Consider the following 11894-nt stretch of genomic DNA (forward strand, 5'->3'; position numbering starts at 1 on the left):
TATAACATTAACCTTGTTTTGACGATTGCCGCTGCAAAGTCCCGCTTGGCTACGTGGTTTGCCAAGGCGAGGTTCGGACAGATGCCAGCATCCCGATTGATTATTCTGAGCGTGGCGATAGCCGCGGCCGGTGGTGCAGGCTATGTCGCGAAGAACATGGTCGTGGCTCCGCCGCCTCCGGTTGTCGATTCCGGTCCTCAGGCGCCGACGATCGCACTGCAGGATGTGCTTGTTCTTTCCGGCGACGTTCCGATGGGCAGTCCGCTTGAAAACAACATTTCCTGGGAGTCATGGCCGTCCGCCGGCATCAACGCAAATTTCATCACCCGCGCCGCCGAGCCTGAAGCGCTGGACAAGCTGAAGGGCGCCGTCGCCCGCGTGGCGCTCTACGCCGGCGAACCGCTGCGGCGCTCGAAGCTGATCGGTGAGGGGCAAAGCTTCATGTCGTCGATCCTGCCCTCCGGCATGCGGGCTGTTGCCACAAGCATCTCGGCCGACACCTCGGCCGGTGGCTTTATTCTTCCCAACGATTTCGTCGACGTCATCATGACCCGCAGAGCCGATCCCGCCAATGGCGGTGGTTCGGGCTTCACGACCGAAACTATTCTCAAGAATATTCGCGTCCTGGCGATCGACCAGACCATTCAGGAAGACGAGGAAGGCAAGAAGACCAGGGTGGGCCAGACCGCCACCCTGGAACTGACGCCGCAGCAGTCAGAGATCATCACCGTCGCACAGCAGATGGCGGATCGCCTGACATTGGCGCTGCGCTCGATCAAGGATAGCCAGGACAAGAATGTGGGCGAAGCCGATTACCTGGTTTCCGGCAATGGCCGGCGCGGAACGGTGCGGTTGATCAAGTCGGGCGAAGTTTCCGAAGTGGGGGCAAGGAAATGAGTCTAAAAACCAAACTGCCGCTCACGCTGGCTGCGGCGATCGGCCTGTTTCTCCTTGGAACGAATGCATATGGCATCCTCGATGCCAGTGCGGCGGGCAATGCCAGGGTTACGGCTTCGACCGCCACCCAGCGGGTCAAGCTTGGACTGAACAAGTCGGTGGTCATCGACCTCCCGAGTGATGCCTACGACATTCTCGTCGCCAACCCCGCTGTAGCCGACGCGGTGACCCGCACCGCCAGGCGCATCTATCTGTTTGGAAAGGCGGTCGGCGAGACCAATATCTTCGTCTTTGGCCCGAATGGCGAGCAGATCGTCAGCCTTGACCTAGCGGTCGAACGTGACGTCGCCGGGCTGGAGGATTACATCAAGCGCTTCATCCCGTCATCGGAGGTCAAGGTCGAGTTGCTGAACGACAACGTCGTTCTGACCGGAACCGTTGACACTCCTCTGGACGCCAAGCGCGCGGCTGATCTGGCGAACATCTTCGTGTCCGGCGGCGAGGCGACCACGGGTCAATATTCGCAGACCGCTGCCGGCGGTTCGGCTGAAGCCGGCGTCGCGATCGATAACCCGGATGCCGAGCGCCGCGTCAGCAAGATCGTCAACCTGCTGCAGATTATCGGCGACGACCAAGTGACGCTGAAGGTGACGGTCGCGGAAGTCAGCCGCTCGGTGATGAAGCAGCTCGGCGTCAACATGGTGGGCAACGGCAGCAGCAACGGCATCAGCTGGGGCGCGGTAAGCGACAATTTCACTGGTTTGGGCAAGTCGCTGTCGAACTCGGGCCTCGCTATCGGGAGCTCGACGCTGCAGGCCTACATCAATGCCATGGAACAGTCCGGCGTCATGAAAACCCTCGCCGAACCAACATTGACGGCCGTATCCGGCGAGAAGGCGACCTTCAAGGTTGGCGGCGAATACAACATGGTGACCAGCGTTTCCCAAGCCGTATCAAACGATAACCAGACCGGTCTGAAGACGTATTCGATCGAGAAGATCGAATACGGCATTGGCCTGGAATTCCAGCCGGTGGTGCTGTCTCCCGGCCGTATCAGCCTGAAAGTCAGAACCTCGGTTTCCGAGCCGACAACGGAGGGGTCTGTGTCTTTGTCCGAAGGTGTAACAAGCCCGGGCATGAATGCCCTGTCGCTCCGCAAGCGCTTGGCCGACACAACAGTGGAACTGCCTTCGGGCGGCTCGATGATGATTGCCGGCCTTGTCCGCGATGATCTCAGGCAAGCCGTCAACGGCTTGCCCGGTCTGACAAAGATTCCAGTGCTTGGCGCGCTGTTCCGCAGCAGGGATTTCGTTCGCAACGAGACCGAGCTCGTCATCATCATAACGCCCTATCTGGTGAAGCCGGTGGCGCGCAACGATCTTGCCAAGCCGGATGACAATTTCAACGCCGCCAGCGATGGCGCCGGCATTTTCCTTGGCCGCGTCAACCGTGTCTACGGCACCATGCAGACCGACAAGCCCAACGGCCGTTACCACGGCGTTGTCGGCTTTATCTACAAGTAAGCGGGGAAGCGGTCATGTCTAAGGCAACATCGAAGGCGCAGGCGATCACCGCGACGTGGTCAGTCCATTCGCGAATCTGGCGGCCGGCCGTTCCCATTATGGCGATCGCGGTGGCGGCATTGCTGGCCGGCTGCGCCAATCGCGACAGCGTCACGGTAGGTGCCATACCGGACGATTATCGCACCACCCATCCGATCGTCATAGCCGAGAAGATACAGAAGATCGATCTTCCGGTCGGCGCCGGCGACCGTGGTATGACCAGATCCCAGCGTGACACACTCCTGGGCTTCCTGGACGGATACGACAGGAGCGCGGCCCCGGTGCTGACGATTGAGATTCCGAGCGGCTCAGCCAACGAAATCGCAGCGGCAGCGGCCGGCCGCGATTTCGCCAGGCTGGCCATAGCCAGCGGCATCAGCCGGAAGCGGATCGCCTTGCGGTCCTATCAGTCTGTCTCGGCCGAAGCGTCCGCACCGGTCCGTGTTGCCTACGTCTCGGTGAAGGCTCAGACGGATAAATGCGGGCGCTGGCCCGAAGACCTGCTGCAGACTTCGGAAAACAAGCACTATGCCGATTTCGGCTGTTCGTATCAGAACAACCTGGCTGCCCAGATGGCCAATCCGTCCGATCTGATCGGGCCACGCAAGCCGACGCCGATCGACGCGGAAAATCGCGGCGCGGTGATCGACGTCTATCGTGACAGAGGTATCTCGGACGAATTCCTCGGCAATTCGGAAGTCGAATATTAACGAGTGTTGAGGCTCAACAAACCCTAAGCCGCGCAAGTCACGGAAAGTGATGACAATGAGCAATCTTGCCTATGACACAGAGGTACCGGGCGGCGAAACCTCGGAGCAGGATATTGCCGCGATGCAGGCGTTGCGGCCGATCCCGCGCATTTCGATCCAGGCATTTTGCGAGACCGAAGGCGTAGCCAATCCGGTCGAGCGCGCCGGCGAGGATCGCCGCATGGCCAAGGCCCATCTGAAGGTGCATATGGGGGGCATCCCCACCGCCATCGAATTCTATCAGTCGGCGCCGACACCGAACCTGATCCTGCTTGAATCGCGCAGCGAGCCGAAGCTGTTGCTGGAACAACTCGCACAGCTCTCCGAGCATTGTGATCCGACCTCCAAGGTGGTGGTTGTCGGCCACTACAACGATGTCGGCCTGTACCGCGAACTCATCCGTTCGGGCATTTCCGAATATGTCATCGCGCCCGTATCGATGGCCGACATCGTCAGCGTGGTGTCTTCGATCTTCGTTGATCCGGAAGCTGAGCCGATCGGCCGCTCGATTGCGTTCATCGGCGCCAAGGGCGGCGTCGGCTCCTCAACCATAGCCCATAATGTGGCCTGGGCCATGTCGTCCCTTTTCAAATCCGAAGTGGTTGTCGCCGATCTCGACCTCGCCTTCGGAACGGCCAATATCAATTTCGACCAGGACCCGGCGCAAGGCATTGCCGAGGCGGTCTTCTCGCCGGAACGCGTCGACGAGGTCTATCTCGACCGGCTGCTCGCCCAATGCGCCGAGCACTTGTCGCTGCTTGCGGCACCTTCGACCCTGGAGCGGGTCTACGATTTCGATCCTGACGCCTTCACCCAGCTTATCGACATAGCCCAGCGTAGCGCGCCGCTCCTCGTGCTTGATGTTCCCCACGTCTGGGCCGGCTGGACCAAGAACACGCTGGTCAAGGCCGACGAGATCGTCATCACGGCGACGCCCGAACTGGCCAATCTGCGCAACACAAAGAACCTGGTCGACATGCTGAAGCGGCTTCGTCCGAACGATCCTGCGCCAAAGCTTGTAATAAACCAGGCCGGTGTGCCGAAACGTCCCGAGATTACGCCGTCCGACTTCTCCGAATCGCTCGGCCTTTCGCCGATGTCGATCATCCCGTTCGAGCCGCTTTTGTTCGGAAATGCTGCCAATAATGGACGTATGCTCGGTGAAATGGATGCCAAGAGTCCGGTCGTCGCCACGATCAACGAGATCGCCCATGTGCTGACAGGGCGCAGCGAAATCAAGGTGAAGAAAAAGGCTGGCCTCGGCAACCTGATCGGCAAGCTTTCGCGCAACAAGAAGTGATGCCTCAGCGGTGGAATTGGTAAGCGATCATGTTTGGTAAAAGAGGCAGCGACGACGGCAACCGGACCATTCCGGAATTCCGTCAGCCAGCACCCGCACCTGCTGCGCCGGCGGCCGCCAACCCTGTGGAAGCGGCTGTAACTGCCAGGCCGGCGGCGCTGCCGCCATCCGGCGCGCCTGCCGCGCCGGCGGTTCGCCGTGCGGTCGAGCCGCCGCCATTGGCCCCGGAGCCGAAAACTATCCAGCGCCAAAAGAGTGAAACCTACTACGACACCAAAAGCCAGGTCTTCGCCGCACTCATCGATACGATCGATCTGTCGCAGCTGGCCAAACTCGATCCCGAAAGCGCGCGCGAGGAAATCCGCGACATTGTCAACGACATCATCGCGATCAAGAATTTCGCGATGTCCATCGCCGAGCAGGAAGAGCTTCTCGAGGATATCTGCAACGACGTTTTGGGCTACGGGCCGCTGGAGCCACTGCTTGCCCGCGACGATATTGCCGACATCATGGTCAATGGCTCCAAGAACGTCTACATCGAAGTCAACGGCAAGGTCGAGCAGACCGGCATCCGTTTCCGCGACAACCAGCAGCTCCTCAACATCTGCCAGCGTATCGTCAGCCAGGTTGGCCGCCGCGTCGATGAATCAAGCCCGATCTGCGATGCGCGTCTTCCTGATGGCTCCCGTGTCAACGTCATCGCACCGCCCCTGGCTATCGACGGCACCGCACTTACCATCCGCAAGTTCAAGAAGGACAAGCTGACGCTCGACCAGCTGGTCAAGTTCGGCTCGATTTCGCCGCAAGGGGCCGAGATTCTCAAGATCATCGGCCGTGTTCGCTGCAACATTGTCATCTCGGGCGGTACCGGCTCAGGCAAGACGACGCTGCTCAATTGCCTGACCAACTATATCGACCGCGAGGAACGCGTCATCACCTGCGAAGACTCAGCTGAGCTGCAATTGCAGCAGCCGCATGTGGTGCGTCTCGAAACCCGTCCGCCGAACCTCGAAGGCGAGGGCGAAGTGACCATGCGCGACCTGGTCAAGAACTGTCTGCGCATGCGCCCCGAACGCATTATCGTCGGCGAAGTGCGCGGACCCGAAGTGTTCGACCTGCTGCAGGCGATGAACACCGGCCATGACGGCTCGATGGGAACGATCCACTCGAACAGCCCGCGCGAATGCCTCAACCGTATTGAGTCGATGATCGCCATGGGCGGCTATACGCTGCCGCAAAAAACCGTGCGCGAAATCGTCGTCGGCTCCATCGACGTGATCATACAGGCTGCACGCCTGCGCGACGGATCGCGGCGTATCACCCACATCACCGAGGTGATCGGCATGGAAGGCGACGTCATCATCACCCAGGACATCGTTCTCTATAACATCAAGGGCGAGGACGCGAACGGCAGGCTGCTGGGCGAGCACGTGTCGACTGGCATCGGCCGTCCGCATTTCTGGGAGCGCGCCCGCTATTACGGTGAGGAGCAGCGCCTCGCGGTTGCGCTCGAGGCGATGGAGAAACGCGCTGACTGATCCGTCTGGAAGCGTGGGGGCCAGGGTCGATGTTCGGAATTGACGGCACTGTATTGGCATTCGTCGTGCTCGCCGGCTTCAGCGCCGGCGCTGTCGCCTATGCTTTCCTGTTCAACAGGATCAGCACCGAGAAGCAGGTCGGCAAGCGGCTTGATTCGATCAAGACCGCCGAGACGGATCGTTCCGTCGTCAAGGCTTCGCGTGATCGCGTGGCGGAAGCGGCCAAGCGTCGCAAGTCCGTCCAGGATTCGCTGAAAGATCTCGATCAAAAGCAAAAGTCCAATCAGAGCCTGGTCAAGAAGCCACCGCTGAAGATCCAAATCCGTCAGGCCGGCATGAAGATCTCGCTTGAGCGCTTCTATGTCTACTCGGCGGTCTGCGGCGTCGTCTTGACGGCTGTTGTCTATTTCATCGGCGCACCACTGCTGGTCTTGCCGGCTGCGCTGCTGGTCGGCGTCTTGGGTCTGCCCCGCTGGTTCGTCTCGTTTCGCCGCGCGCGCCGCGTCAAGGCGTTCCTCAACGAATTTCCGAACGCGCTCGATATCATCGTGCGTGCGGTAAAATCCGGTCTGCCGCTGAACGATGCCGTGCGCCTGATCGCCAACGAGTCCCCCGAGCCGGTCAAGACCGAGTTCCGCCGCATCGTCGATTCGCAGCAAATGGGTTTGTCGATCCCCGACGCGGCCATGCGCATGCCAGAAACGATGCCGTGCACCGAGGCGAGCTTCTTCGGCATCGTCATCCAGATTCAGTCTCAGGCCGGCGGCAATCTTTCCGAAGCGCTGGGCAATCTATCGCGCGTGCTTCGCGACCGCAAGAAAATGAAAGCCAAGGTCCAGGCGTTGTCCATGGAAGCCAAGGCATCCGCCGTGATCATCGGCGCCTTGCCTTTCGTCGTCGCCTTTCTCGTCTATTTGACGAGCCCGAACTACATCATGCCCCTCTTCACCACCAGCACCGGCCATCTGATCCTCGGTTGTTCCGGCATCTGGATGTCGATGGGCGTCCTGGTAATGCGCAAGATGATGAACTTCGAAGTCTAGGACTCGCGTATGACCGATCACGTCATCAGAACTCTCACCGATCCGTCTCTGCTGATCGCACTGCTTGTCGGCATTGCGGTGTTTGCGACCGTCTTCACGCTGCTGCCCGCCTTTGGCGGAAACCAGCTCAAGGCGCGCATGAAATCCGTGGCGCTGGAGCGCGATGAGCTGCGCGCCAAGCAGCGTGCGCGGCTGGCAGTCGAAGCCGACCGCCGACGCAAGGGCCTGCGCGAAGAACAGTCGGTCGGTATGCGCAATATTGTCGATCGCCTGGATCTCAGGCGTGCGCTGGCGGATGAAGGTACCTTGCAGAAATTGAAAGTGGCGGGTTTTCGCGGGCAAAATCCGCTGACACGCTTCCTTTTCTTCCGTCTCGTCCTGCCCTTCATCGGCTTTGCATTGGCGGCGATGTATCTGTTCGTGCTCGGAGGATTGCCCGAGCAGCCGCTTTTCGTGAAGCTGTTCGTGTGCATCGTGGTAGCCTATGCGGGGTTCTACGCGCCGGTGCTCTACGTCAACAACCGCGCTACCAAGCGCAAGCAGTCGATTCAGATGGCGTGGCCGGACGCGCTCGACCTGTTGCTGATATGCGTCGAGTCCGGCATGTCGGTGGAAGCGGCGCTCCGCAAGGTCGCCGATGAGATCGGCGCGCAATCGGTGGCATTGGCGGAAGAGTTCATCCTGACCAACGCCGAGCTTTCCTATCTGCAGGAGCGCAAGCAGGCCTACGAGAACCTTGCAAGCCGAACTGGCCTCGAATCCGTCAGGTCGGTGTCCCAGGCGTTGGTTCAGGCTGAGCGCTACGGTACGCCCGTGGCGCATGCGCTGCGCGTGCTGGCCGCCGAAAGCCGCGACATGCGCATGAATGCCGCCGAGAAGAAGGCCGCGGCCTTGCCGCCCAAGCTCACCGTGCCGATGATCCTGTTCTTCCTGCCGGTGCTGTTCGCCATCATTCTGGGTCCCGCCGGCATCCAGGTCAGCCAGCGCGGCATCTTTGGCGACCAGCCGAAATCCAGCAGCGAGTAGCGCCAGCGGCGTCGCCACAAAGCTGATATGATTCAGGGCCGCGCTGCCGGTGCAGCGCGGCTCTTTGCGTTTGACATGTTGCGGAATTCTCGCGCCGGTTCGGCGCTCGAAGCGGTCAGTTGGTGGCGGGCTTTGCCTTGTCCTGGTCCTTGAGCTGGCTCCAGGCATTCTGCTGCGCCAGCATCTGGCGCAGGTAAGCGACATTGGCCTGCGCCTGATCCGGCGACAGCTCTTGCGAGGCGATCTTCTCGGCCTCGTCGAAACGGCCTTGCAGACCGACGACCAGCGCCAGGTTCTGGCGGACGCGGCTGTCTGCATTCGGCTGCTGGGCGGCCGAGCGCATATAGGTTTCGGCCGTGCGCAAATCACCTTCCAGCACGTACGACATGCCGAGATTGGAAAGGATCGACGGTTCGTTCGGCCTGAGGTCAAGCGCCTTGCGATAGCCTTGGCGCGCCTCGTCCTTCTGGCCGAGCTGGTCGAGAATGGCAGCTTCGGCCGATACCAGTTTCCAGTCAGGATATTCGGGCGTCTGGGCGCGGCGCACGGCATCGAGAGCCGGCTCGAACTGACCATTGGCGGCTAGCGCCTTGCCATAGGCGGCGAGCACGTCGCGGTCCTTCGGCAAGGCGATCGCCAGCTTGCGCATCACCGCAAGCGACTGGTCTGCGTCGCCGTCCATCTGCAGCGCCGCGGCATAGTTTGTCGCGGTCCGCTTGTCGCTGGGGTTTTTCGAATAGGACTGGCCGAGCGCCATCGTAGCGTTGTGCAGTTCGCCCGCCGACATTGTTTCCAGCGGCTTGCCGCTTGGACGAGAAATCGAGCCAGTCGTCAATTTGCTGGTTCCGCAGCCGGCGACGCCTGCGGCAAGCACCATCATCAACGCTGTGGTGATCAGCCTATGTGCACTGGCGTTCATCCTGCGGTTGGTCGGCATCGGCACCAGGGCTCCGTTCATGCGTGTGACCATTTGCGTGGTCATCTTCCCTCCCGCAGAAATATTCTGTTAACCCTAACGGAGAGTTAAGAAACGCCGACTCGGAAGCCCGGAGACCAGCGAATGCCTGTCGAACTCGTCGAGAAAGAATTGAGTAGTGCGCTGCCGGTCCATCTGGTGGCCAAGGGTGCTCTGGCGGCGGCGGGCCTTGCGCCATCCTCGGTCGCCTGGGCCAAGGCCAACGGCTTTTCCGGCGAGGCCGGCAGGACGCTGATCGTGCCTGGCGACAACGGTGCGATTACCGGAGCCCTGTTCGGCACCGGTGATGGCGAGGGCGCACTGGCCATCGGCGCACTAGCGAGAGCCTTGCCCGAAGGCGACTGGCATTTTGCGTCCGCACCGGCCAAGCCCGAGCTTACGGCACTCGCCGTGGCGCTCGGCGGCTATGTCTTCACCCGCTACGGCAAGAAGACAGGCAAGACGCTTCGCCTCGCGCTGCCGGCAGGCACCGACGGCGCCCACATCCGCCGCCTCGCCGATGGCATTTTCCTGGCGCGCGATCTGGTCAACACGCCGACCAGCGATATGGGCCCCGGGCATTTGGAGAAGGCCGCCAGGACCTTGGCCGCGACGCACAAGGCCGAAATATCGGTGACCAAAGGTGACGATCTTCTTACCGCCAACTTTCCGATGATCCACGCCGTCGGTCGAGCTTCGGCCGACGCGCCCCGCCTGATCGACATGATTTGGGGGCCGAAGAATGCCCCCAAGATAACGCTGGTCGGCAAGGGCGTCTGCTTCGATACAGGCGGTCTAGACATCAAGCCTTCCTCGGGCATGCTTTTGATGAAGAAGGACATGGGTGGCGCTGCCAACGTGCTTGGCCTCGCCTCCATGATCATGGCCACCGGGCTGAAGGTCCGGCTGCGCGTGCTCATCCCCGCAGTCGAGAATTCGATTGCCGGCAATGCCTTCCGGCCCGGCGACGTGCTGGCCAGCCGCAAGGGCATCACCGTAGAAATCGGCAACACCGACGCCGAGGGGCGGCTGGTGCTCGCCGATGCCTTGGCCTTGGCCGATGACGACGAGCCGCAGATGCTGGTCGATATGGCGACGCTGACAGGCGCTGCCCGTGTTGCGCTCGGTCCCGACCTGCCGCCGTTCTATACCGGTGACGAGGCGCTTGCATCCGAGCTGGCGGACGCCTCCGTTGCGGTCGAGGATCCGCTATGGCGCATGCCGTTGTGGAAGCCCTATGACGCCAAGCTGGCGTCGAAGGTGGCCGACATCAACAACGTCACGTCGGACGGTTTCGCTGGCTCGATCACCGCGGCGTTGTTCCTGAAGCGCTTCGTCGAAAAGACCGCCGCCTGGGCACACGTCGACATCTTCGCCTGGAACCCGTCCGATCGCCCGCACGGCCTTGCCGGTGGCGAAGCGCAAGGCATCCGAGCGCTGGAGCAGGTCATTTCGAACCGCTACGGCTGATTCTCGGGCATAGCCGACGAAGGTATTGACTGAAACGGAACCGAAACAATTTTCCGTCATGCTGGACGGATGTCGATCATCATGCGTCCAAGCCAGGCCTTGCGACTATGGCAACAGGTGGTGCTGTCCGAGGTGCGTGACGACGCGCCCGATCTCACCATGCGCCAGACGGCGATCCTGTTCACCATCTATCTCGATCCGCCGCCGCACACGGTGCGCGGGCTCGCCGCCCGCCTCAACGTCACCAAGCCCGTGATCACCCGTGCGCTCGATACGATGGGCGCGCTGAAACTGGTGTCGCGCCACCGCGACGAGCTCGACAAGCGCAACGTGCTGGTCAGGCGCACAGTCGAAGGCGCGCTCTTTGTCGAGCGCTTTGGCGATGTTATCATTGCCAGAGCCCAAGAGTTGCCCATTTGACCAAGTTGCCCATTTGAACGAGTTGCCAATTTGATCGCCAGGGATGCCCGCCTCCATGCCTTCCGCTCCGATCTCGCCGACGCCAGGCTGAAAGGCGAGGTTTCCGCCGATCGTTTCGTCGCCGGCCGGCCGGCTCGCATATCAGCCTCCGTGGCCGATGTCCGCAGGGCTCCGCGCCCGGATGCCGGCGTCGATACCCAGCTTCTGTTCGGCGAAGACGTCCTCGTCTTCGAGGACGCCGAAGGCTGGGCCTGGATACAGGCCGAGCGCGACGGCTATGTCGGCTATGTCGCGGACACCGTGCTGGGCGATCGGGAGCATGCGCCTACCCATGTTATCTCGGTGCCGCGCACTTTCCTCTATCCGGGACCGGATTTGCGGTTCCCGGTGAGCGGGCAGCTCTCGATGGGGTCATTGGTGGCGGTGACGGGCTCAGCCGAAACGCGCGGCACGCATTATGCGCTGTTGCCGTCCGGCCAAGCGGTCATCTCGGGTCACCTCAGGCCGGTCGCCGAGGCCGCCGCCGACTATGTTGCGGTCGCCGAGGCGTTTCTCGGCACGCCCTATCTGTGGGGCGGCGTCTCCGGATTCGGCATCGATTGTTCCGGTCTCGTGCAACTTGCAATGCACATGGCTGGCAGGCAAGTGCTGCGCGACACCGACATGCAGGCGGCGACCATTGGTGAACCGCTCGACCCCGGGCCGGATTTTGCCGGGTTGCGGCGCGGCGACCTGGTCTTCTGGAAAGGCCACGTCGCGATCATGACGGACCCGGAGACCATGATCCACGCCAACGGCCACACCATGCTGGTGTCGCGTGAAGGACTGAGGGAGGCGGTCGCCCGTATCGGCTATCTCTATGGCGGACCGACCGGGTTTCGCCGGCCGTAATGCGAATCGATCACCTTTTGTTCTGATTCTGCTTGGCGATTGC

The 11894-nt window shown here is 61.5% G+C and carries 11 protein-coding genes; 10 read left to right on the plus strand and 1 reads right to left on the minus strand.

The window, feature by feature from the left end:
- Positions 1–81 precede the first annotated feature (81 nt).
- The 7 genes from cpaB to NKI19_RS18635 are packed head-to-tail and all read left to right on the plus strand — an operon-like array spanning position 82 to position 8115.
- Positions 82–897: a Flp pilus assembly protein CpaB gene (cpaB, locus tag NKI19_RS18605; RefSeq protein WP_352488187.1), complete on the plus strand. Its 816-nt coding sequence runs from the start codon at positions 82–84 to the stop codon at positions 895–897.
- Positions 894–2420 (plus strand): type II and III secretion system protein family protein, encoded by a 1527-nt coding sequence (locus NKI19_RS18610; RefSeq protein ID WP_352488188.1) that lies wholly within the window; start codon positions 894–896, stop codon positions 2418–2420. Before cpaB ends, NKI19_RS18610 begins: the two co-directional genes overlap by 4 nt.
- A 14-nt stretch (positions 2421–2434) precedes the next feature.
- Positions 2435–3169 carry a CpaD family pilus assembly protein gene (locus tag NKI19_RS18615; RefSeq protein ID WP_352488189.1) on the plus strand — a complete coding sequence of 245 codons (735 nt, stop codon included), beginning with the start codon at positions 2435–2437 and terminating at the stop codon, positions 3167–3169.
- A 55-nt stretch (positions 3170–3224) separates the two neighbouring features.
- The gene (locus NKI19_RS18620) at positions 3225–4508 is read left to right on the plus strand and encodes a CpaE/TadZ family protein (RefSeq protein ID WP_352488190.1); all 1284 of its coding nucleotides are present in this window, start codon (positions 3225–3227) and stop codon (positions 4506–4508) included.
- Between the two features lie 29 nt (positions 4509–4537).
- Positions 4538–6046: a TadA family conjugal transfer-associated ATPase gene (locus NKI19_RS18625; protein ID WP_352488192.1), complete on the plus strand. Its 1509-nt coding sequence runs from the start codon at positions 4538–4540 to the stop codon at positions 6044–6046.
- A gap of 29 nt (positions 6047–6075) precedes the next feature.
- Positions 6076–7089: a type II secretion system F family protein gene (locus tag NKI19_RS18630; protein WP_352488193.1), complete on the plus strand. Its 1014-nt coding sequence runs from the start codon at positions 6076–6078 to the stop codon at positions 7087–7089.
- A 9-nt stretch (positions 7090–7098) separates the two neighbouring features.
- A complete protein-coding gene (locus NKI19_RS18635; protein WP_292654024.1) occupies positions 7099–8115 on the plus strand; it encodes a type II secretion system F family protein in 1017 nt (338 codons plus the stop codon).
- Between the two features lie 115 nt (positions 8116–8230).
- Here the strand turns inward: NKI19_RS18635 and NKI19_RS18640 are convergent, their stop codons facing one another.
- Positions 8231–9052 carry a tetratricopeptide repeat protein gene (locus tag NKI19_RS18640; protein ID WP_352488566.1) on the minus strand — a complete coding sequence of 274 codons (822 nt, stop codon included), beginning with the start codon at positions 9050–9052 and terminating at the stop codon, positions 8231–8233.
- Positions 9053–9175: 123 nt separating this feature from the next.
- Here NKI19_RS18640 and NKI19_RS18645 point away from each other — a divergent pair, with 123 nt between their 5' ends.
- The 3 genes from NKI19_RS18645 to NKI19_RS18655 all read left to right on the plus strand — a co-directional run bounded on the left by NKI19_RS18645 (position 9176) and on the right by NKI19_RS18655 (position 11851).
- The gene (locus tag NKI19_RS18645) at positions 9176–10540 is read left to right on the plus strand and encodes a leucyl aminopeptidase family protein (protein ID WP_352566250.1); all 1365 of its coding nucleotides are present in this window, start codon (positions 9176–9178) and stop codon (positions 10538–10540) included.
- A 69-nt stretch (positions 10541–10609) separates the two neighbouring features.
- A complete protein-coding gene (locus NKI19_RS18650) occupies positions 10610–10960 on the plus strand; it encodes a MarR family winged helix-turn-helix transcriptional regulator (protein ID WP_023676939.1) in 351 nt (116 codons plus the stop codon).
- Positions 10961–10990: 30 nt separating this feature from the next.
- Positions 10991–11851 (plus strand): C40 family peptidase, encoded by an 861-nt coding sequence (locus NKI19_RS18655; protein WP_352488195.1) that lies wholly within the window; start codon positions 10991–10993, stop codon positions 11849–11851.
- Positions 11852–11894 lie beyond the last annotated feature (43 nt).

The sequence above is a fragment of the Mesorhizobium sp. M0751 genome (genome assembly GCF_040320265.1).
In the GTDB taxonomy this organism is placed as follows: domain Bacteria; phylum Pseudomonadota; class Alphaproteobacteria; order Rhizobiales; family Rhizobiaceae; genus Mesorhizobium.